Origin of the sequence: Anaerocolumna sp. AGMB13025, from assembly GCF_029689925.1 — a bacterium.
Lineage (GTDB): Bacteria > Bacillota > Clostridia > Lachnospirales > Lachnospiraceae > Anaerocolumna.
Genome location: NZ_CP121445.1, coordinates 357,054 through 379,898, shown reverse-complemented (window position 1 = coordinate 379,898; position 22,845 = coordinate 357,054). Strand labels below are relative to the sequence as shown.

Below are 22,845 nucleotides of genomic sequence, written 5' to 3'. Positions count from 1 at the left end.
TGAAGTTCTTCCAGTGTTAAGTATCTTAACTCTTGTGAAGATGCTTTTCTTCACACTTTTAATACCATTTTCCCTTTATGAGTTAAATATTTTTATTTGTACTTTTAATATCCAACCCCCAAGAAGTCCAATTAACAGTCCGGTTACTGTACCAGATATAAGCAGTACGGGTAAGTAATAACCGATACTTTTTGTCTGCAGCACGATAGCTGCCACAACGATCTGACCAATATTATGGCTGATACCTCCGGCTATGCTGACACCTGCAATGCTTAAGGATTTTATCTTTTTACAAAGGCACATAACCCCCCAGCTTAATAGTCCTCCTGCCAGGCTGTACAAGATACTGAACATATTGCCAAAGGTAAATCCTACCAGAACAATACGGATACATGATATTACAAACGCTTCTTTTGCCCCCATGGCATACAATGCCGTGAGTACCACTATATTAGCAAGTCCAAGCTTAAAACCAGGAACTCCTACCGCCGAGAAGGGAATTAATACTTCTATATAACTAAAAACAAAAGCCAGGGCAACAAACATGCCATATAAGGCAATCCTTTTTGATCTAGAATTCCTCATTCCAGTTACTTCCTTTCGTAAACTCCCTTTTTCCCCATTCTTATGGACAAGAGTACAGGAGCTGTTACCATTTATCCTGAAAGAAATATCGTGCAACAGCTCTGTATTCTACCCTGTCTGTTTAAGCTTTTACACTTTTAAGCACTGATGTTTTTCTCCTTCAATTCCCCAAGGATGACTTTAGTCGGACACTTCTGGGCACATTTGCCGCAGTTGGTGCATTTGGCATAATCAATACGGGCAAGATTATTCTCAACAGTCACTGCCTCGAACTCGCAGGCCTTTACGCACATCATACAGCCGATACAGCCGATACTGCAGGCTGCCTTAACGTCCTTGCCTTTATCTTTGGAGTTGCAGCGTACAAAATGACCGGTTTCATATGGTACTAGTTCAATTAAATGATTGGGGCATTCCTTAATACATAAACCGCAGGAAGTACATTTTTCTTTATCAACAACCGCCACGCCATCTATTACATGAATAGCATCAAACTGGCAGACCTTTACACAGGAACCAAAGCCGGTACAGCCGTAGCCGCATTGTTTTGGTCCTTTACCTGGGGTAAAGGCAGCTTTTTTACAATCAGGAATTCCATAGTAATTGTATTTCACTTTGGTTTTATCGCAGGTTCCGGCACATTTTACAAATGCCACCTGTTTTTCACCCTCTTCTATATTAGTACCCATTACCTCGGCAATTCCTTCATGGGCTTTACTATTTGCCACAGGACAGGCGTTGGCCGGTGCATTACCGGAGGCAATTGCCTGGGCCAGATTATCGCATCCCGGATAACCGCAGGCCCCGCAGTTATTACCTGGTAAGAGTTCACGCACCAGCAGTTCTTTTTCATCCACTTCAACTTCCAGCCTTTTTGCCGCTACACCCAGAAAAATTCCGATTATAATTCCGGTTACACTAATTAATAGTGTTGCGATACCTACTCCCTTAAAATTCAGTGCAAGGATCGGAAAATTGTTAACGATATCCTGCATTACTATCAGATTTAAATTCATATCTTCCTCCTCCTATAATAAACCAGAGAATCCGAAAAAAGCAATAGCCATAAGTCCAGAAGTTATTAAAACTATGGGCATTCCCTGAAAGGATTTGGTTATATCATTGTTCTCGATCCGCTCACGTATTCCAGCTAAGAGTACAATTGCAATCAGGTATCCGGCTGCTGTTCCCACTCCGTTTACCACACTGGTAATAATGCCATAGTCTTTTTTAACATTGATCAGGGCTACACCCAGTACGGCACAATTGGTAGTTATAAGGGCAAGATATACACCCAGAGCATTGTATAGCGCAGGGCTGTATTTCTTGATTACCATTTCAACAAATTGCACCAAAGCGGCGATAACTAATATAAATACGATAGTCTGTAAATATTCCAAACCGCTTGGTATCAAAATGAACCGGTAGATTAAACTTGCACAGATTGAAGCGATAGTCATAACAAATACTACTGCAAAACCCATTCCTGCTGCTGTCTTTATTTTTCTTGAAACGCCTACAAAGGAACATAAGCCAAGGAACTGACTTAGCACGACATTGCTGACAAGGGCAGATCCTATAAATATCAGTAATAATTCTCCCATCTAAATCCTTCCTCCTTATTTTTTCTCTGTGTTTTCATTTATTTTTTCTATTTCCAGTTTCTCTCTGTTCACCATACAGGAAATCCCGCCACAAGCCTGGCAGTCTCCTCCGCAGGCAAGATTAGAGCTAGGCGCTGATCCGTTGGTGGCAGACTTTAACTGAAATTTATTCTGCAATGCCGTCAGTACGGCCAGGACAAAGAAAGCACCTGGGGCCAGTATGAATATAATGGCAGGTTCATAGGATTTTGGCATAACCTGTATATTAAAGATTGTGCCATTGCCAAGGATTTCCCTGAACATACCAATTAAGAGAAGTCCCACGGTAAAGCCAAGACCCATTCCAATACCGTCCATTACGGATAACCCGACAGAATGCTTATTGGCATAGGCTTCCGCTCTTCCGAGGATAATACAGTTTACTACAATAAGCGGTATATAGATACCCAGGGAATCATAAATAGCAGGTACATATCCTTGTAACAGGAACTGTACTATCGTTACAAAGGACGCAACAATTACAATGTAGGAAGGCATTCTTACTTTATCCGGAATTATATTTCTTAATAGAGATATTAATAAGTTCGACATAATAAGTACGGCTGTGGAAGATAACCCCATGCCTATAGCATTACTTGCGGAGGTGGTTACGGCTAAGGTTGGACATAAACCCAGCATTAAGATAAAAGTAGGATTCTCTTTTATCAGTCCGTTTATTAACGGTTCCATGTAATTTGGTTTATCTGTCTTTTTATTGTTAGTGTTCTCGTTATTATTACTCATCCTGTCCCCTCCTTTAGTTTCCATTTTTCAGGTCCGCTATGAAGCATAATCCTGAATTCACTGCATTAACAACGGCTCTGGTGGTAATCGTTGCACCGCTTAGAGCATCTATCTCATTATCACTTTTTGCTCCGGTCTTGGTATAGGCAAATTCCGTCACTTTTTTCTCTGCGAATTGACTCTTAAATTCTTTACCACTGGCTTTTGCACCAAGCCCGGCTGTTTCGTTCATGGATAAGAGTTCGATTCCATTAACAGTGCCGTCTAAGGTATAACCAAGGGATAATGTAATTGCTCCGCCATACCCCTCCTGTGTAGTAACTACGACTACATATCCCAGTTTGTTATTATTTTCATCGGTGGCAGATAGTGCTTCATCGATTGTTATATTGGTGTATCCTTTTGAGGTAAGTAACTCAGGTGCCGCTAATAGTTTTTCTTTAAGTATATCTTCTTCCGTGAATTCGGCTGCACCAGGAAATACAGTACGATAGGCTTCCATCTTAGCCTGAAGCTGTTGAGCTTCTATCGCCGGAAGGGTAATTTCATGTACAAATCCTAAGGCAAAACCAGCAATTAAGGTTATAATAAACAAGATAGCCGCATCTTTTAAAATCGTACCGCTTTTCTTTGCATTCGCTTCTTTACTCATTGGCTTTTGCCTCCTTTCCAAACATGTTTGGAAGTGTTACCTTCTCTATTAAAGGCACCAGCATATTACAGAATATAATGGCAAAGGAAACTCCTTCCGGTGAGGCTCCAAATAAACGGAATACTCCCGTCATAATACCAAGTATAATGCCATAAACAACATGCCCCATCCTTGTAATCGGACTGGTTGAATAGTCGGTTGCCATGAAGAAGGCACCTAACATAAGTCCGCCGCCAAAGAGATGTCCTATAAGAAAATTCATATTAAAACCTCTGCCCCCAAAAAGCAGGACAAAGACGGAAAAAGACGCAAGATATAAAACCGGTATTCTCCAGGTAATTACTTTTCTAAGCAAAAGATAGATACCACCAATTAATATGGCAGCAACACTGGTTTCACCTATGGTTCCTGCGGTTTTGCCTATGAATAAGTTAAGAAGATCAACTGTTTCTCCAGCTCTTAAGGATGCAAGGGGCGTTGCACCGGATATACCGTCAATTGCAACGACTCCTTTACTCAAGTATTGGAATATCTTGGGGGTGGAAGCAGATCCGCTTACCTGTTCAATTACATAATTATTCATTCTTCCTGCAAAACTGATTAATAAAAAGCACCTGGCAGCCAACGCTGGATTCATAAAATTCTGTCCAATGCCGCCATAAAGCATTTTAACTACCAAGATTGCAAATATACTTCCTATTACGGGAATCCACAAGGGAACGGTAGGTGATAGATTAAGTGCCAGTAATAAACCGGTTACAACCGCACTGAAGTCTCCGGTGGTTAAAGGCTTTTTCATGGCCTTTTCATATATATATTCTGTCAAAACACTGGTCACAATAGAAGTTAAAATTATTAATAGGGCATTCATCCCAAAATTAAAAATTCCAAAGATACTGGCAGGAATTAATGCAATGGTAACATCCTGCATGATCGTCGCGGTTGTTGTCCGGCTTCTTGTATGGGGAGAAGCGGACACATTATACAATTTATTCAAGGTCGGCACCTCTTTCTTTTACTTTTTTCTGTTATTTAGTATGCTTGCTCTCATTTCTTTAAATGACTGATTTAGATTCAGCTTTGCAGGGCATACAAAAGTACAGCATCCACAATCACAGCATTCCATTCCATTATACTTTTCAAAACTCTCGCCATCAAAACGAATAGAATATTCATACAGCTTCTGTGGCACGATACGGCTCGGACAGGCCTCTACGCACCTGCCGCAGCGGATACAGGCAGCTGGCTGCATTTTGGCCGCCCTGTCTCTTCCATATGCTAATATGGCAGATGAGGTTTTTGTTACGGGAATATCCAGCGAATATAATGCCTGACCCATCATGGGACCTCCGGAAATTATCTTTTCCGGCTCTCTGGTAAAACCGCCTGCAGCTTCTATAAGCTCGCTAAAGTTTGTTCCTGTTTTTACAATAAAGTTACGGGGATCTTTTACAGCATCACCGGTTACGGTTACGATTCTTCTCATTAATGGTGTAGATTCCGCCACAGCCATATGGATTGAGATTATAGTATCTACATTATTAACAATGCATCCCACATTCAAAGGAAGCAGGGAGGAATTGATTCTACGTCCGGTACAAGCAGAGATCAGCCAACGTTCCCCGCCTTGAGGATATTTAGTTTTTAACGCTTTAACCTCAATTCTTGGTTCATTTTTAACCACTTCCTGCATCTTTATAATGGCATCGGGTTTGTTATCTTCAATTGCAATAATTCCTTTGGCATTAGGGAATAAACTAAGTTCGATTTTAAGCCCGCTTGCAATTTTCTCAGGTTCTTCCATTAACATCCGGTAATCCGATGTTAAATACGGCTCACATTCCGCAGCATTGACGATAACATAATCAATTTTGTTATCATCTTTCGGAGTTAATTTTACATGGGTAGGAAATGCTGCTCCTCCAAGTCCTACAAGACCGGCTTCTTTTATGATATCTCTTATTTCGGATTTGCTTAATTTGGTATAATCTCTTTGTTCTCCCAAGCCTTCAATAGCACTGTAATTATTATCATTTTCAATAATTACAGATAATACCATTGCTCCGGATACTGTCATTCTGGGTTCAACTGCCTTTACCGTTCCCGATACGGAACTGATAATATTCGCTGAAACCATGCCGTCTGCTTCTCCGATTTTTTGGCCCATCCGTACATAATCACCCTTAGATACAAGCGGCATTGCCGGTTTACCAATATGCTGTGCCATTGGAAATACCATATCACCCTTTGGCATTAAAACTGTAGTCGGCTTGTCTTTCGACAGATCCTTGCCTTCATAGGGATGAATTCCGCCTTTAAATGTCGCTGTTCCCATATTACTAGCCTTCTTTCTGTATTATTTTATTAAATCACAACTTAATTCCGGACTGAATTAGTCACGTAATATAATACTAACATAAAACCAATGATTTTTGTAGTTTTTTTTATGGAGCCTTATACCTTTACCATGTTCTGGATAATATTTTGATGTGTTTTCATTACTATTTCGGCATAAAATTTAAGCCCGGAAAGCGGATTATTTTTATCATACTTTGTCCTAAGTCCCTATAAATAGACAGCTGCCTTCCAATCGGCAGCCATCCCGTGTACTTTGCACAAAGTCTGAACAATACATAATCCATATTCCAGACCATTCATTTTAAATTATTTTTTAATTATTCAAACTTCTCAGTTATTTTTATTGTTTTATATAAGAAGTCTTAATATAAGATTCAAAATGCGAGCTGTATTTCACCTCACCATTTTGAAACACCCATAAGGCTTCGGTATCCGGTATGGATTCAATTAACTGAAGCCCCTCTTTAAAAGGCATATTAATTATTTTAGCAAGACAGTCTGCCATACCAGAATCCTTGGTAACAATGGATACGGATAAATAGCCTTCTGCAGGCATCAGGGTATCGGGATCAATTATGTGGTGATATTGTTTGCCGTTTACCGTATAATACCGCTCATATACACCGCTGGTAACCAACGACATATTCTTCAGATTTAATATATATAAATATTTATCCTTACTTTCCAAATCAGGATTTTGAATGCCGATACTCCAGGGTTCTTTGGTATCCGCTTTGGAATCCAAGGTACGGACATTACCGCCAACACTGATGGATCCGCTTTTAAAGCCCTGTTCATAAGCATACTTTGCTACCTGTTCCGTAGCATATCCTTTGGCAACTGCACCGACATCCAGACTCATTTCGGGATCCTCAAGGTATACGGTTGAATCTTTTTCATTGATGATTACCTTATTGATATCTGTATGCTTTGCTCTTTCTTTTAGGACATCCATAGGAGGCAGTTTGGCATTAGCGGGGTCATTTACCCCACTGGTGCGGTAATCATGCCAAACACTGAGAACGGCACCGAAGGCTACGTTCATCTGCCCGCCGGTAAGTTCATATCCTTCCTTGGCAAAGGTAAGCATATCTATAATTTTCTTGTCAACTTTAACCGGTTTTATTCCGGCATTTTCATTAATGGTTTTAATATTGTTAATTCCATCATAATCATTGTATATATCATAGAGCTGATGATAGACCTTTAAGTTATCGTATATCATCTGGGCATATTTCGTGAATTCTTCCTTGTCACTGGCATATCCCGTAATGGTTGTTACCGTATCAAAAAGTTCCAGGAAGCTTGCATCAAAACGTTTTAGTTTCGTTGTGTGGCAGGCAGTCAGATTAAAGACAAAAACTATGGACAATAAACATGCTAGTAATTTCCTGCTCAAATTAATCACCTCATATCAGTAACCGACAGGCCGGCTAACTTTTCATGAAAATAGGGCTGCTGCATAAATCATAAATTTATGACCTGCAGCAGCCCCAATGTAACGTATTAAACTACATCGTAATATTGTAATTACTGTGCTGAGTTTGCAATCGCTTTATCGATAGATGTTACGAAGTTTCTGATATCGATAGTTACTGAGCTTGTTAAGTCAGCAATGGTAGGACCGCCTTCTTCATTAACAGCGATTCCCTTTAATTCGTCTACAGTCTTGCCAACAGCATACTGAGCAAATGCATTTGCTTCTTCATACCATTCTTTACCAAGACCGGATGCTTTCTTCATACCATAAGCTTCTTTTAACTCATCTTTTGTCTGAGGAGCAACTGTAATATCGTTTGTGATCTTACCTGTTGTATCAAAGTTAACAACACCTTGAGATGCATCGATTAAACAGCTTGTGATTTTGCCTGCTGCATCAGAAGTTGTTACTACATAGTAGGAATATGCCTGAGCTACACCAGGAGCATCTGCTGTTGCATCTTTGGAGTTTTCCATATTAGTTGATACGCCAAGTCCAAGTTTATCAGCATCTGTTGCACCGATATCCTGTGCATTAGCAACTGCTTTTTCTACTGCAGCAACGAAATCTCCGATATGTACTGTTACAGAGGAAGCTAAGTCAGCATCTGCTGCTGTTCCTTCGTCACTAATTGTAATACCTTTTACTTCATCTACTGTTTTGCCTGTTACATAATCAGCAAAAGCATTAGCCTGTTCAAACCATTCTTTGCCAATACCGGAAGCGGATTTCATTCCATATTCTGCTCCAAGTTCCTGTTTTGACTTAAATGTTGATTCAGCAGGTGTAGTTAATTTACCTTCTTTAGAGAAGTTGATTTTTGTCTGAGCCATATCAAGTTTGCAATCCAGAATCTTTCCATCCTGACCAACTAATACTGCTACTACAACAGAATTAGTCTGGTTAACACCATCTGCATCTGCAGTTGCATCTGTAGATGAGCTTATGTCATTGATAACAGCAAGACCGGTTTTTGCCGGATTTCCTGTACTTGTTTCTGTAGGTGCTGCTGTTTCTTCCGTTGCTGCTTCAGTAGGTGCAGCATCCTCTGTTGATTCAGCTGTTGTAGGTTCTACTGTAGGTGTTGTTGTTGAATCACCACTGGTTTCGCTTGATTTGCCGCATCCGGTAGCCATAACAACAACCAGAATTAAGCTAAGTAATAAAGCTGATAATTTTTTCATTTTTTATCCTCCTAGATAATTTTTTTTATTTCAATCCGTCTCTTATCAATTTATATAAAAGTTAAAAACTTTTATAGAATGATAAAAACGGAAGAATAAACTGTAACATATGAATCAGTACCAATTAAGTACTACAAAAGCTTACCTTTAACGAAGAAAGGAGCTTAGAAATATCAGGATTCCATTGCTGCCCATGATAATGATAAAATTCCTGATGGAAAGTATAAAGGTAGTGGATTTCTCCTGTTTTTTATTAAACTTATTAATATTCCCCTGGACTGCAATTATGGTAAGCAGAGAAAGCAGGCATACCGGCGAGAGAATTTTAACAATGACCATGACAATCACCGCTGCATAAGTCATGTAATAAAGCAAAGCAAACAACACAAGCGCTGACTTCCTCCCAATATAATAAGGCAGTGTATGCCTCTTGACCAAGATATCTTTTTCCATATCACAGATGTTATTAGCCAGCATAATATTGGCTGTTACACAAAAAGGTATAACAGAATAGATAAGCAGGGATAAAATTGGTACTACCTGTAAGGTGAAAGAAACTGTGTTAAAATTTAGACTAAGTAAGACATACGTTCCTTTCGGGGCATTGATATAAAATAAAATAAATGGAATTAGTATACCGTAAAAAGCTCCCGACAAAACCTCTCCGAGAGGCTGCCTGGATATGGGTACCGGTCCATAAGTATATAAAATACCGCACAAAAAGCAGAAACCTCCTGCAATTAAAATTACAATATCAGTAAACCAGGCTAACAATAAACCGGTCAGTATACTAAGACCCAATAATACATAAACCAAAATCAGTGCCGTTTTACGGTCAAAGGGTAACTTTTGTCCATTACCCTTTGAATCTATATAATTATTTATTGCTGTAGTTGTTAAATCAAATAAAAACATGGAAGCGAAAAACAGCAGAGACAGTTTCCAGTCGATGGTCCGCTTCTGGTATAAAAGCAGGGCAATCGTCATGAAAAAGGTAAATGTACTTGTTATCTTAGTCCTTATCTCTACATAATCCAAAAATCTATTAAACATGAATCTCCTTATCAGACCCTTATTCCAGTTTAAATTAACCACCTGTATCATACCCGAATTCTTGTTCTATCACATACGGGAGGCTTTCTTTAAAACTGTCATAAGCTTCTCTCTTTTGCTTTCCAAAACATCTAATTCATGAATAATCTTTTCAGCTTTACGGTAATATTTTTTAACTACCATATGGGTATAAGTAAGACCACCGCTTGTTTTTACCGCTTCATTGATTTCAGCTCGGGAAACTCCATCGTTTATGGCTTTCTCATTAAAACTGCTGATGTTTTTTAATGCATGGATAAGGGGCAGCGTTATAACTCCCTGCTCATAATCCGACTGTACCGGCTTCTTCGCTGACTCTTTTGTATCTTCAAAATCAATACAGTCATCCGTCAGCTGAAAGATCATACCAATATAATACCCCAATTGTTTATATCTCTTGCATTCTTCCTTGCTGCTTTTTGAAAAAACAGCACCGGCATGGAAAGAAGCCTCGAAAAGAGCAGCGGTTTTTCCTGAAATAATCTTTAAGTACTGGTAAACCGATAAATTAATATTGGCATTATTAACGTGCTGATTTAACTCGCCCAAACAGACTTTACCCATATAATCCGGCATATCGATGTCCAGATAATCCTTTTTATCGGATATGGAAGCCGCCAGATTAAGTGCCGTACACAAAAGATAGTCACCGCATATAACTGCAGTTCTTTTTCCGTACTTTTTCTGTAAGGTAACTTCGCCACGTCTTAAATCAGCGTTATCAATTACATCATCATGCACTAAGGTAGCAAGATGAAGAATTTCAATCGCTGCGGCAATCTTAACGGCATTAGGATTTACGAAGCCGTCTTTATCCTCCGCGCATATAATGACTGACCTGGCGCGGATAAACTTGCCATGGGAAGCCATCAGATGCTTGGTATAACTGCGAATTATAAGCGGTGCTTTGGCCAGGGTGTTATCCGAGACCTCTTTCACCAACTCGATTGCCTTATCAAATCCTATCAATTCAATCTTGTCATTCACTTTTGTTTTATCATTAATCATTATAAATATACAACTTTCTTACGAGTGGTATTCTCTTCCATAATTTTTTTAATCCAGGCATTGCATAATAGTCAAGACCTAAAGTTCTGCCTCCGCCGATTAATACTGCCACTCCGGCAAATATCATCCAGAAGGTGTTTAAATATAATCCAGTTGTAGTTACAAACATAAAATTAAGTATCAGTGATAATGCTGCTGCAGGTGTTGTTAATAATCCGCCAATCAAAGCAAGACCAATTAAAATTTCTGCAAGTACGATGAAGATCTGCATTGCTGTCTGAACTGCTGCATGAGGTAAAATAAAAGTATTAACAAACCAGTTCATTGCAGGTACGTCTAACTTAAATGCTAAATCACTGATAGTGGAGCTTGCTAAATCTTTACCGCTTACGAAAATAACTTTGAATATATTTAAAAAGTTAAAATGTACTAATACCTGACCAATTGCATCGGCTACTGCTCCAGCTGCATCCGTTGCTGCTCCGGTTGCACTTGCTACCGCATCGGCTACTGCAGGGGTAGGGGTTGCTGCGGCTGCTGTCGCACTAGATACCGCATCAGTTCCGCCAGGCGTACTGGTGGTTATATTAAGAATACTGTTATACCAGGAATTTGCTCCGCCAAAGAAGCCAGTAAGCTTTGGTCCTTTAAACCAGCCTTCTACTATCTTCATAACACCTTCATATACCCAGACTGCGCCAAGCCATACTCTTAAAGGCATTAATAAAAAGCTAGGTGTGCGGTTGGAGAAATGACCTCCCACAAAACTTCTGCAATTACGAACCGTAAAGAATTCGTGCTTTATATAACTGAATATCTTGTTCCAGCCAAGTACCTGGATAAAATAGATAATATTAATAAAATGCTTTGCAAACATTGCAAAGAAGGAGGGCAGGCTAAAGAAATGATTCGGAAGTCCAACATGAGCCACACCATAACGTCCGCCGATGCAAACCATTACACCGTGGAAAGAAGGTTTATAAACTTCCATACTACCTTGTCCGGTAATCGCACAGGCAATGTTATGGGCTGCTACATCAGCACATTGTTCACAATTTTCAACCATCTGAGGAACGGGACGTTCTTCCCCTTCCGGGATATAAAACATGTTATCACCGGTAATGTACACATTCTCATCTTTTACGGAGCGCAGATAAGTATCTACCTGAATACGTCCGCCTCTTGTAAGTTCAAGAGTTTTTCCTGCTTCCTGGGTTACATCTGCGCTTTGGATTCCGGCAGCCCAAATAACAGTTCCGGCCGTGTTATGAAGTACCTTGTCATTCTGCTTTAACTCGATAAAATCGGTTCCTACAGCACTAACCGTAGCATTCATGATAAGTTCAATACCCATTTTGTTCATACGTTTTGCAACTTTGTTAGATAATTTTTCAGGCAGGTTAGGAATTGGTCTGCTTAAACCGTCAACATTGACCATAGTAACTTCCTGTCTGTTTATTTCATATTTTTCACAAAGTATTGGTACGTATTCTGCTAATTCACCAATCATCTCAACACCGGTAAATCCAGCACCTACTACATAGAAGGAAAGCAATTTCTTCCTTACTTCTGCATTAGGCTCGCAGGCTGCTTTTCTGAAGGTATTATGGATGTGGTCCTTTAATAATACAGCGTCTTCATAAGACCAGAGCTTAAAGGTATATTCCTCTGCGCCTGGAACGCCATAAAAGGTAGGCTTGGAACCTGCTGCCAATACTAAAACATCGTATTTATAAGAAGTACCTGCTCCTACAACCGTCTTTTTGCTAAAATCTATGGAAGTCACAGTATCAAGCTTTACATCAACTTTTCTACCTGCAAACACTTTTTTCAGACTAATCTTAATACTATCCTCATCAACACGGTTTGCTGCAACTTCATGAAGTTCAGTAAGCATTGTGTGGAAAGGATTTTTGTCAATGATGGTAATACTTACATCATTGTTCTTTTTAAATTTCTTTGCTAGTTTCTTTGCAGTCAGAATACCGGAATACCCAGCACCGACTATAACAATCTTTTTCTCCATTTTCTTCTCCTTTGCCAAATTTACAGATGCATTGTAACAAATTTCACCTAATCCGTCAATGAATTGTTAAAATTTTAATAATCGTTCTCATTATTCTAAATTAACAGATTTTGTGAATCAAAAAAATCAATGATATCATTATAACATAATGCTCGCAAAAATAATACATCTAATTTATGTAATATTTTTAAAATAACAATTACGCTCCTATATTTTTCCAGATGATGTCTGCATTTTGTGGGTTATGTTACTATTTACATAGATTTTATAGGTTTTATGGTGCAAATTAGCAAGAACCGGCTCTCCTTCCTGAGGTCACCGGTTCTGTGATTTTTCATATTCTGTTTGATTTTCTTATTTTTATAGAAGGGACAGGCGGAAAAATCTTTAACAATAGTTTCTGCAGGCCCTCCTATTTTTATGTAAAATCTTAATCTCTGTTAAAACACCTGACTGTATTTTGATTTATGAAGGTACTTTTCTTTTGTGGCTAAACCTCCTCTTATGTGTCTTTCGGATTTGTTAAGGTCTAATACCACTCTGGCTCTGTTGGCAAGGGATGGATTGATCTGTCCAAGACGTTCTGTAACATCTTTATGTATGGATGTATTTAAATGGAACGTTAATCCTTTCTTTCGTATTCCTTACTCAGCACTATCATATCCTCGTTAAATATTAAATTCCAATTCATCTCAGTACAGACCTGGATGCAGGCATCCACCACTTCTGCGTCATAATATATTCCGGAATATTTCTTAATCTCTTTTAAGGCATAGGAAATTCCCAGGGCAGGTTTATAGGGTCTGTGAGCCGTAATCGCTTCGACTACATCGGCAACGGATATAATTTTAGCTTCCAAAAGAATATCTTTGTCTTTTAGACCATGCGGATAGCCTGACCCATCAAGTTTCTCATGGTGCTGTAATACGATGTCTGCTACCGGCCACGGAAAATTAATCTGGCTTAAAATATCATAAGCATTCTGTACATGGGTTTTGATCAGCTCAAACTCCGCTTCCGATAACTTATCTGGCTTTGATAATACTTCTGAGGGTATACCAATTTTGCCGATATCATGCAGCATGGCGGCAATGTATAAACCTTCAAAGCAGTCTTTTTCAAGTTTCATTCTGGCTGCAATCTTGCAGGCTAAATATGCCACTTTTTTCTGATGTCTAGCGGTATATAAATCCCGTTTTTCTACGAGAAGCCCCAGTGCCGTAACCGTATCCATCAGATACCTTTTCTCATTGGCTGATATTTTCTGCTTCTTTATGGTATCTTCTTCACCTAATCTTTGCTGCAGTTCCCAGAGATTAAATTTTAAGTCATTATTTATAGTAATCAGTTGTTCATAGGATAGCTTCATCTCTGCATAATTATCCAGCAACTTATTACTCTCTTCCTGATCTTTTAGCTGATATGACAAGAAGTTGCTTATCAGGATTACATGGTTCTCAATAAAACCTATAATCGATTCCAAATAGTCCGGTTTTTCCGCAGAACATTCATTCGTTTCAAAAGGATCCTTCTGCTCTTTTTCAAATCCCTTCCATGTGCTGTTATATGGGGTTTCTGTCATATTTTCACATAAAAAAATATTAGCTATTACCGTATCAATTATGTATACTGGTATCCTATACATTTTTAATCCGCAAAGGCAGCTGACTTCCCTTTCACATTGGAGACAATCCGCATTATTTTTCCAATATTCCTTTAAACATAAGGTATGAATCTCCTCATATTTACACTGAATATTGGAACAGGTCGTTTTCCAGCCCGCACACACAACGACTTCCCCGCTGATATCAACTATGGATATCGGCACTTTAGCGATTTTATAAAAATCATGCAGCAACTTATCCAATAAGTTTAAATCAAACAGTTCCTTGATTTTATATTGCATTTCTATAACCCCCAACAAAATTGTTATCCGGCAATAGAGTCGACCTGGTGGCGTTCTATTGTTTAAATTAACGGATACCCTCCCACGTTTCATGATTTTGTTAATGAAAACAATCTTGTACCAAATTACTATGTCATACATTTTTGTATGTAACTTGCTTAATAAGCAAATTATACCATTAAACTTACTCTATAATCAAGTTATATCAGCAAAAAAATACATAAAAAAGAATATTTTGGTATAATTATGTAATTTTGTGGAGTTTTATTCTATATTTACCCAATATAAAAATAAGAAAAGTGATGTGATGCATGAAAATGAAGAATTTAATAGGCGACCGAGTGCGAGAAGCACGCCATAGAAGGAATCCAAAGATAACACAGTTAGATTTATTGGCAAGACTGGCAATCCGCGGAATTTATATGGAGAGTACTTCCATTTCTAAGATAGAATCCTATAAACGTCCGGTTACAGATATTGAATTAGTTGCGATTGCCGAAGCTTTGAATGTTAGCATTCTTTGGCTTTTGAAAAAAGAGTAGTTTTTAATCGTATGATTATTTTTTGCTGATATTCGTAAAGCACTATCAGCTAATTCAACCTGATAGTGCTTTAAAGATGAGTTTGTATGTAAACCTTTAAGTAAATAACTTTAAGTATACGTCGATTTTACCGGCCGCATCAACTTCGATACAATCTATCAGCTTTCTCACAATACATCCACAGGTATCCGGATTTTCAAAGAGTTCTGTAATTTTCTCCATAAAATCATTATTGGTATAGGTAACCGGCTTTTTATTTTTCTGTGTCTTATAGATTTCCAGTTCCAGCTTCAATTTTTTAATTTCACTAGTAAGCTGATTTGACTTTTCTTTTAATTCTTCTATTGTTATTATTTCATTGGTATACATATCCATATATTTTTGTTTTTCTCTAATATGCTTATTCAACCGGCAGGTGCAGGCTTGCTCTTTCTCCTTACTATCCCCGTTTCGCAGGGTTTTACGGCTGTACTCCATTACAGCATTCAAAACAATACCCGGATTTTCTTTTAAACCCATAAGAAAATAATCCTTAACCGCATCCGACAGCACTTTCTCATCTACTGACGTTTTATTGGCACAGTACTCTGTTCCTTTACTGTTACGCCCGTTACAGACCCAGGTGATATAGGTATTTTTGTAGGTCCTGACCAGCCTTCGAAACGCAGAGCCGCATTGACTGCACCTTAGCAGCTGACTGAACAGGTATTTATTGTAGTTGTATTTATTATTACTGCTAATATCGATGTTTTTGCTCCCGTCGATGTTTCTCCTGCTGTTACTGCTATCGCCGGCATTACTATAATTGTTATTGCTGTTGCTGTTATGACGACTGCTGTTATTGCTCCTGTTGTTACCGCTTCCGCTTCCATTATCTTCTGAATAAAATAATCCGGATCTTTCCTCCCGTATTTTCTGAGCCTTATAAAATACTTCTTCTGAAATAATCTTAAGCTCTGTATTGTTTACTACCAGCCACTGATTTTCTTCTCTGTTTTTCCTTTTACCTGTAAGGAAATCTTCTATTTCCTGCTTACCGTTTATAACCTTACCGGTATATATTTCATTGGATAAAATTCGGGAGACAGCATTCTGGGTAAAGGTACATCCCCGTTTTGTTTTTATGCCTTCTTTATTAAGCAGGCAGGCAATCCGGTTTGTTCCCATATACTGTTCGGTATATAATTCAAATATGTTTTTAACTGTCTGAGCTTCAATTTCATTTATATTCAGATGAAAATAATCTCCCGGCGTTTTATCATAACCGAATATTAAATTGGGCACCCTTCCCTGTTCGGCATTTTGTTTCTTTCCAAACCGGACACGTTTGGAGGTATTGGCACTTTCCTCCTGAGCAATGGCGCTTAACATGGTCAGCATGAATTCAGAACTGTCTGAGGAGGTCTGATCATAATTCACAAAAATCACCCGGACCTTTAGAGCACGCAGCTTACGTATGCTTGTCAGAAAATCGACTGTATTACGGGCCAGACGGGATATGTCTTTAATCAGTACTACCTCAAAGCTCCCCAGCGCGGCATCGGAAAGCAGTTTTAAGAGTTGGGTTCTGTTCTTCATCTTCGTACCGCTTTTTCCCTCATCTGCATATATGTTTACTAAGTCATAAGCGTTCTTTACTGCATATTCGGCAAAAAATTTCTGCTGGCTCTCTAAACTGTCCAGCTGCTCTTCTTTACTGGTGGATACTCTGCAATAAGCTGCTGCTCTCATCCCTTGTCCCCTTTCCCAAACTTTAGTTACTTACTATCTGTGGGTCTTTATGGTTTTAACTGTCCCTTAAGTAACAAAGCAGTAATTTCAGGACGTACGCAGCCGTATCCTCTGCTGTATTGGGATTGTGGAAGTTTATTTGATACCGGCTGGCTTTTTTATTTTTTTTAACCTGCTTTTTGGGGGGTGTTGTTTTGACTGGCGGAGTCTTTTGTGTGAATTGTTTTTCTTGTTCCATCTTTTCTGCCAATTAAGTGATTTGTACATATTATGTTTGTTTTATTTTAGATATGCTTGTTTTAATATGAATGCAGGTGGGATTATATGCAAAAAAGTGAATTTTTGTGACCTGGGTGGGGAAAAATGAATGAAATCAACTTTTGATTACTGAAAAAGCAGCAGCTGTCCTGTCGTTTGAAGGCTTAGATTCTTTGCCTGAATTTACAGACTTTGAATAAACCATAATCAAATGACGGGACAGCCGCTGCTCCTGTTTGGAGGTTTTGGGCTGATTTCATACTGCTTCTATTTTGGATGTGTGACTTATAATTCTTTTTTATTAAATATTTTTACGGATATATTATAAGATAAGAATAGTACAATTAAAACAATGACCGGAAAAGCATAGCATAACATTTCTATTTGCTCCTGGCTAGGTTGTGGTACATTTAGTTTTAGCATAAGTTTAACAAATAAGGTGACTAACAGAATTGGTATTCCAAATACTGCAAACATAAGCATTCTCGCTTTTTCTATTCCATATTTGTACAATACCGGTATTAATATACCAAATAGAAATAGCATTACTAATGAGACCGCTCCACTTGCCAATAATAGTTCTTTGAGGCTTAGTAACTTCATAAATGCCGACATAATAAGGGCCAGTATAGTAGATAAAGCTGCTCCTGCTACGGTGCTTAATATTAACAGAAGGTATTTTGACAGTACAATATCTTTTTTTAATATCGGCATGGTTAAGGCGTATTTATCCCATTTGGCATACTCATCATAGGACATGGAGGTTATTACCATCATGGAGGTCATCATGGTAATCATGCCAATTAAATATGCCGGGTTTTTCAGATTAATGGCAAATAATCCAAATACCACTATCGAAATGCTGATTTGTTTTACATATCTCCTTAAGTTGTAGATATCTTTTAATAATAATCCGTACATAGTTCTACCCTTTCAGATTGCAAGTTCTTTTGCAATACTGCCTTCCTTTCCTTTTCTTATATTTTCTATCAACCTTTGAAAGAATCATATTGATGCAGTCTTTCAATTCATAGATTATCTTTCTTCCTTTCCATCATGATAGGATTCCTGAGGTTCATGAATTTTAAGAAATTTATGAAAATCTAATTAATTGGCTTTTATATCTTTAACAGGCTGAATGTTATTCTCCTCTTACTTTATATAAAATAATCTCTTCAATTGAGGTATTGTCAACGACTAAGTCCTTTCTGCCCCGTTTTAACTCCTCTTTATTATCCACCATGACTTCGTAACCAAACTGACTTCTTCTGACACCTATTATGTGGTTTTTATCCAATTTATCGAAGTCCTCTTTTCTGCAATGTACAACTCCGCAGCTATATATTAAATCATCCTTGCTTTTGCTGAATACGATTCTGCCGTTATGGATAAAGGTGATGTAATCCGCAACTTTTTCCAGATCGCTGGTAATGTGGGACGAAATCAACACGGTATGTTCCTCATTTTGGATGTATTCCTGAAAAATATCTAGGATTTCGTCTCTTACAATGGGATCAAGCCCGCTGGTGGCCTCATCGAGTATTAGTAGTTTCGCCTGATGGGAGAGGGCAACCGCTATGGATAATTTCATCTTCATACCTCTTGAATATTCTTTGATGATCTTATCTTTGGGCAGCTTAAACTGGTTGGTGTATTTTTCAAACGTAGCTTCCTGCCAGTTGGAATATACCTTACCCATAATTTTAGATATATGTCGTATGGTCAGATTGTCATGAAAATAACTTTCGTCAAATACCACTCCAATTTGTTCCTTAATTTTTCTCTCATCTTGTTTATGGTCCAACCCAAAGACTTTTATCTCTCCTTCATTAATATCAACCAGATTCAGGATAGTCTTTAAGGTTGTAGTCTTGCCTGCTCCATTTTCACCGACAAAACCCATAATGCAGCCTTGAGGCACTCCAAAGGATACCTGGTCTAATTGAAAACTGCTGTAATGCTTTGTTACATTGTTAAGTTCAACCGCATATTCCATGAATTTAATCCTCCTTATATACCATATCTAATATTTCATGCAATTCTTCCAGCCTGATACCGCTCATCTTTGCATTATCAGCTGCTTTTTGCAGACATTCTTCTATTATTCTTAATTGCTCTTCTTTGACAAACTCTGTATTGGTTTCGGAAACAAAACTGCCTTTGCCCACCAGGGTGGTGATAAAACCATCTCGCTCCAGATCTTCATAAGCCCTCTTGGTTGTAATTACACTGATTCTTAATTCCTTGGCAAGAAGCCTCATGGACGGCAGGGACTGTCCGGGCTTTAGCTCACCGTTTATAATCATATTCTTCATCTGCCCGGTTATCTGTTCATAAATTGGTTTACCACTTGAATTGCTGATAATGATATCCACTGATTCACCTCTTTAATGTTATTATTGTATATACTTTATATATACATTATATATTTAAAGTACATTTTGTCAAGAGGTAATTTATTTTATTTACAAACTCCTATTTTATTAGAAATAAAAAACGGGAGCTTAACAATCACAGCATGTTGTTTTATTCGCATCAATAATGCTTTTGCTAGCCCTCTACCTGTCCGTTTCTTTTAGTATTCCTCTTATAGCACATTGCCATCAGAAAAATCTTTAAAATAAAAAATACAGAGGTCTAAGATAAAATCTCATACCTCTATATTTAATAAGCTTCTATATTTTATTAATCTTCTATTTTTTTTAATTTTCTGCATTTTAAGTTTCTACATTTTAAGTTTTTGCTTTTTAAGTAACTGCTTTTAAGTTTCTACACTTTAATTTTTTGTATTTTAAGTTTCTGTATTCTAATAATCTTCTATTTTCTTACATAATGTAATTCAGCAAATTGATTATGTCTTTTAATATCAACTAAGTTTAATTCCGTTTCAAAACTGTTTTTTTGAAACAAGGGTATCCCTTTACCAATCAACACCGGTGCCACGTTAATAATAAATTCATCAATCAAACGATTCTTTATAAAATCATGGAGTAAATCCCCGCCGCCTATAACCCAGATATCCTTACCTTCCTCTTGCTTTAACCTGGCTACAAGCTCAGATACCTCTTCATTCGTAAATTCCACGTATTCTGTTTTCCCTTTTAACGTATTGGAGTAAACATAGCATTTCACATTTTTATAAGGGAAGTTGTCCTCACCCTCTTTCTGGATTACCCAGTCATAAGTCCTTCGCCCAACAATAATCGCATCAATCGTATCGTAAAATGCAGAATACCCGTTATCTCCTTCACCCTCCACCTTAAAAAGCCATTCCAGAGAATCATCTTCCGTAGCGATATATCCATCCAGGCTCATTGCAATATATACTACTACTTTTCTTTGATCAGACATAATATCAACTCCTTATCAGAAATTTACCGGTTAAGTAACTTATCCGTTTATAACCCTGCCTTTATTATGATATATTACGAAACACCCTACGGCTGAATTATATCCCAATTATAACACAAATCCCCATCCCAGTTATAGGCTTAAAACTAACTTTAATATCTATTTTTTCTAAGAACGAAACATATATCCAGCCACGCATACTTATTATAAACCTTTTAACATCGCCCGACTGCCAGAGACTACACTATAATAGTATCCCAAAAATACAGTTAAAATTTCCCAGTCCGCAACCTAAAAATACTTGATATAATCAGATTAATAAACCTAAATAGAAAGCATGATCCTGATATCGTTCATAAGCGCTTTATACGGAGTCTGCAAATTCACTTATGACCTTTTATGGGGTTCAGAGCGAAAAGACACACTGTCTGACGAGCATAGCGAGGAGTTTGTGGCTTTTCACTCTGCTTTACCGCATAAAAGAGTCATTAGTGAATTCAGACTCCGTATACTAAGCTTATGAACGATATCAGAATCAGTGCTTTCTCATAGCATCCATTGCTGATTATATCAAGTATTCATTACAAAAAACTTCGAAGCCAATAACAAAAATTAAAGAATTGCCAAAATAACAAAATTCATGATAAACAGTCCGGTTGCAACCCAAAGTACCGGATGTACTTCCTTTGCTTTGCCTTTACAGATCTTAACCAGACAGTAAAAGATAAATCCAGCTGCTATACCATAAGAAATACTGTAGCAGAACGCCATAAAGATTGCTGCAAAAAACGCAGGGATTGCTTCGTCTAGATCAGACCAGTTAATTTCCTTAAAGGAAGATAACATCATAATACCGACTGCGATCAGTGCAGGTGCGGTAGCCTGAGTTGGAACAATGCCTACAATTGGTGCCAAAAACATGCTGGCAAGGAATAATAAAGCTGTAACAACAGAAGTCAGACCGGTACGTCCGCCGGCACCGATTCCGGCGGCACTTTCTACATAAGTTGTTGTATTGGAGGTACCAAAGATGGCACCAATGGAAGTTGCGATGGAGTCAGCAAATAAAGCTTTATCCATTTTGGACTTAAATCCGGAACCATCCTGAAGGGCTATTTCATCCGCCGCATCAAAAATTCCGGTACGTTTACCAGTACCAATAAAGGTGCCAAGTGTATCAAAGGTATCAGATAAACTGAACGCAAAAATAGTCATTAAAACCAAAGGAATCTGGGAAGCGTCTTTAAATAAAGATAATAATCCATCCTTACCAAGGGCTGCTCCAAAAGTTGTCCCAAGCTGGCTAAAAGATTCTTTTAAGTCAGGAGTTGTGCTAAGTGCTGATAAATCCACTACACCCATTGGAATTCCAATGATGGTGGTAGCCGCTATACCAATTAATATAGCGCCTCTTACTTTTAAAATAAGCAGTACGAACATAAGAAAGATTCCGATGATCGCTAAGATTATGGCAGGTTTATTTATTTCAATCAATGCCGGTACAATACGGCTGTTCGCTATTACTGTACCATCCTTTAACTGGGTGTAAGTATCAGGGTCCGCAGTAAATTTTAATAATCCTGCATTCTTAACACCAATATAGGCTATAAAGATACCAATACCACCGCCGATGGCATTCTGAACGCTGACCGGGATGGCTTTGATAATTAATTTACGGACTTTTGTAACGGTAATGATAATGTTAATAACACCACATAAGAATACCATAGCCAATGCCTGCTTCCAGGAAAACCCAAGAGCGAATACAACATTGTAGGTAAAAAATGCGTTAAGTCCCATACCCGGAGCCTGCGCATATGGCACATTAGCAAAAAGAGCCATTACCAGAGTGCCGGCTACCGATGCAAAAATTGTTGCAAGAAATACCGCCCCACTTGGTATCCCTGTCTGACTTAACATCTCCGGATTAACGATAATGATATAAGCCATTGCAAAAAAAGTGGTAATACCGGCAACTACTTCCGTTGAAACCGTCGTGCCGTTCTTCTTAAGTTTAAAAAATTTTTCCATAACCTTCTCCTTTAACTTTTATCTTAAGAAATTCACATGACTAATCTTTTCGTAAGGAATCTCTTAGTTTAAATATTATTAATAAATTTTATAAAGTGTTTATGAACAGGTATATTATACATGATTATATTGATTATTCAATCTAATTTTATAGTGGTTTTTATTAGAATTATTAATTAATAAAGGTCGTTATGCTTATAAATCAGTGGTTTTTTAAATAAATTCGGTTAATCAAAAGAAATAGACCTGATTCT

20 protein-coding genes and 1 pseudogene are annotated in these 22,845 nt (G+C 38.0%); 1 reads left to right on the top strand and 20 read right to left on the bottom strand.

From position 1 onward, the window contains the following. Positions 1-75: 75 nt before the first annotated feature. The 14 genes and pseudogenes from QA584_RS01550 to QA584_RS01485 form a co-directional block, all read right to left on the bottom strand. On the bottom strand, positions 76-585 hold the full coding sequence (locus tag QA584_RS01550) for a Gx transporter family protein (RefSeq protein ID WP_278272766.1): 510 nt from the start codon (positions 583-585) through the stop codon (positions 76-78). Between the two features lie 137 nt (positions 586-722). Continuing rightward, positions 723-1,580 (bottom strand): RnfABCDGE type electron transport complex subunit B, encoded by an 858-nt coding sequence (locus QA584_RS01545; RefSeq protein WP_278275097.1) that lies wholly within the window; start codon positions 1,578-1,580, stop codon positions 723-725. A 33-nt stretch (positions 1,581-1,613) separates the two neighbouring features. Then, positions 1,614-2,189: an electron transport complex subunit RsxA gene (gene rsxA, locus QA584_RS01540; protein WP_278272765.1), complete on the bottom strand. Its 576-nt coding sequence runs from the start codon at positions 2,187-2,189 to the stop codon at positions 1,614-1,616. A 15-nt stretch (positions 2,190-2,204) separates the two neighbouring features. Beyond that, a complete protein-coding gene (locus tag QA584_RS01535) occupies positions 2,205-2,972 on the bottom strand; it encodes an electron transport complex subunit E (protein WP_331487815.1) in 768 nt (255 codons plus the stop codon). Positions 2,973-2,985: 13 nt separating this feature from the next. Beyond that, the gene (locus QA584_RS01530) at positions 2,986-3,624 is read right to left on the bottom strand and encodes an RnfABCDGE type electron transport complex subunit G (RefSeq protein ID WP_278272764.1); all 639 of its coding nucleotides are present in this window, start codon (positions 3,622-3,624) and stop codon (positions 2,986-2,988) included. Continuing rightward, positions 3,617-4,621: an RnfABCDGE type electron transport complex subunit D gene (locus tag QA584_RS01525; protein WP_278272763.1), complete on the bottom strand. Its 1,005-nt coding sequence runs from the start codon at positions 4,619-4,621 to the stop codon at positions 3,617-3,619. Before QA584_RS01525 ends, QA584_RS01530 begins: the two co-directional genes overlap by 8 nt. An 18-nt stretch (positions 4,622-4,639) precedes the next feature. Beyond that, complete coding sequence (rsxC, locus tag QA584_RS01520) at positions 4,640-5,959, bottom strand: electron transport complex subunit RsxC (protein WP_278272762.1); 1,320 nt, start codon at positions 5,957-5,959, stop codon at positions 4,640-4,642. A gap of 363 nt (positions 5,960-6,322) precedes the next feature. After that, entirely contained in the window at positions 6,323-7,381 is a 1,059-nt protein-coding gene (locus QA584_RS01515; protein ID WP_331487814.1) for an FAD:protein FMN transferase, read from the bottom strand. A gap of 131 nt (positions 7,382-7,512) precedes the next feature. Continuing rightward, positions 7,513-8,646 carry a hypothetical protein gene (locus QA584_RS01510; protein WP_278272760.1) on the bottom strand — a complete coding sequence of 378 codons (1,134 nt, stop codon included), beginning with the start codon at positions 8,644-8,646 and terminating at the stop codon, positions 7,513-7,515. 147 nt (positions 8,647-8,793) lie between these two features. Beyond that, positions 8,794-9,699 carry a UbiA family prenyltransferase gene (locus tag QA584_RS01505; RefSeq protein ID WP_278272759.1) on the bottom strand — a complete coding sequence of 302 codons (906 nt, stop codon included), beginning with the start codon at positions 9,697-9,699 and terminating at the stop codon, positions 8,794-8,796. A 69-nt stretch (positions 9,700-9,768) separates the two neighbouring features. Continuing rightward, a complete protein-coding gene (locus tag QA584_RS01500; RefSeq protein ID WP_278272758.1) occupies positions 9,769-10,746 on the bottom strand; it encodes a polyprenyl synthetase family protein in 978 nt (325 codons plus the stop codon). Continuing rightward, positions 10,739-12,772, bottom strand: coding sequence for an NAD(P)/FAD-dependent oxidoreductase (locus QA584_RS01495; protein WP_278272757.1), 2,034 nt, complete (start codon positions 12,770-12,772; stop codon positions 10,739-10,741). Before QA584_RS01495 ends, QA584_RS01500 begins: the two co-directional genes overlap by 8 nt. 440 nt (positions 12,773-13,212) lie before the next feature. Next, a pseudogene (locus tag QA584_RS01490) lies at positions 13,213-13,377 on the bottom strand (sporulation transcriptional regulator SpoIIID); the annotation flags it as partial. Between the two features lie 17 nt (positions 13,378-13,394). Then, the gene (locus QA584_RS01485) at positions 13,395-14,678 is read right to left on the bottom strand and encodes an HD domain-containing phosphohydrolase (protein ID WP_278272756.1); all 1,284 of its coding nucleotides are present in this window, start codon (positions 14,676-14,678) and stop codon (positions 13,395-13,397) included. Positions 14,679-14,995: 317 nt separating this feature from the next. On the opposite strand from QA584_RS01485, the gene QA584_RS01480 reads away from it, so the two are divergent. After that, complete coding sequence (locus tag QA584_RS01480; protein WP_278272755.1) at positions 14,996-15,220, top strand: helix-turn-helix domain-containing protein; 225 nt, start codon at positions 14,996-14,998, stop codon at positions 15,218-15,220. A gap of 96 nt (positions 15,221-15,316) precedes the next feature. Here QA584_RS01480 and QA584_RS01475 read toward each other — a convergent pair whose 3' ends face one another. From QA584_RS01475 to QA584_RS01450, 6 genes are all read right to left on the bottom strand, one after another. Further along, positions 15,317-16,951, bottom strand: a complete 1,635-nt coding sequence (locus QA584_RS01475; RefSeq protein ID WP_278272754.1) for a recombinase family protein — start codon at positions 16,949-16,951, stop codon at positions 15,317-15,319. Positions 16,952-17,494: 543 nt separating this feature from the next. Next, positions 17,495-18,130, bottom strand: coding sequence for an ABC-2 transporter permease (locus QA584_RS01470; RefSeq protein ID WP_278272753.1), 636 nt, complete (start codon positions 18,128-18,130; stop codon positions 17,495-17,497). Between the two features lie 220 nt (positions 18,131-18,350). After that, positions 18,351-19,205, bottom strand: a complete 855-nt coding sequence (locus QA584_RS01465; protein WP_278272752.1) for an ABC transporter ATP-binding protein — start codon at positions 19,203-19,205, stop codon at positions 18,351-18,353. A 4-nt stretch (positions 19,206-19,209) separates the two neighbouring features. After that, positions 19,210-19,584, bottom strand: coding sequence for a GntR family transcriptional regulator (locus QA584_RS01460; RefSeq protein WP_278272751.1), 375 nt, complete (start codon positions 19,582-19,584; stop codon positions 19,210-19,212). Between the two features lie 442 nt (positions 19,585-20,026). Beyond that, positions 20,027-20,560: a dihydrofolate reductase family protein gene (locus QA584_RS01455; protein ID WP_278272750.1), complete on the bottom strand. Its 534-nt coding sequence runs from the start codon at positions 20,558-20,560 to the stop codon at positions 20,027-20,029. 612 nt (positions 20,561-21,172) lie between these two features. Continuing rightward, a complete protein-coding gene (locus QA584_RS01450; RefSeq protein ID WP_278272749.1) occupies positions 21,173-22,591 on the bottom strand; it encodes an NCS2 family permease in 1,419 nt (472 codons plus the stop codon). Between the last annotated feature and the right edge of the window lie 254 nt (positions 22,592-22,845).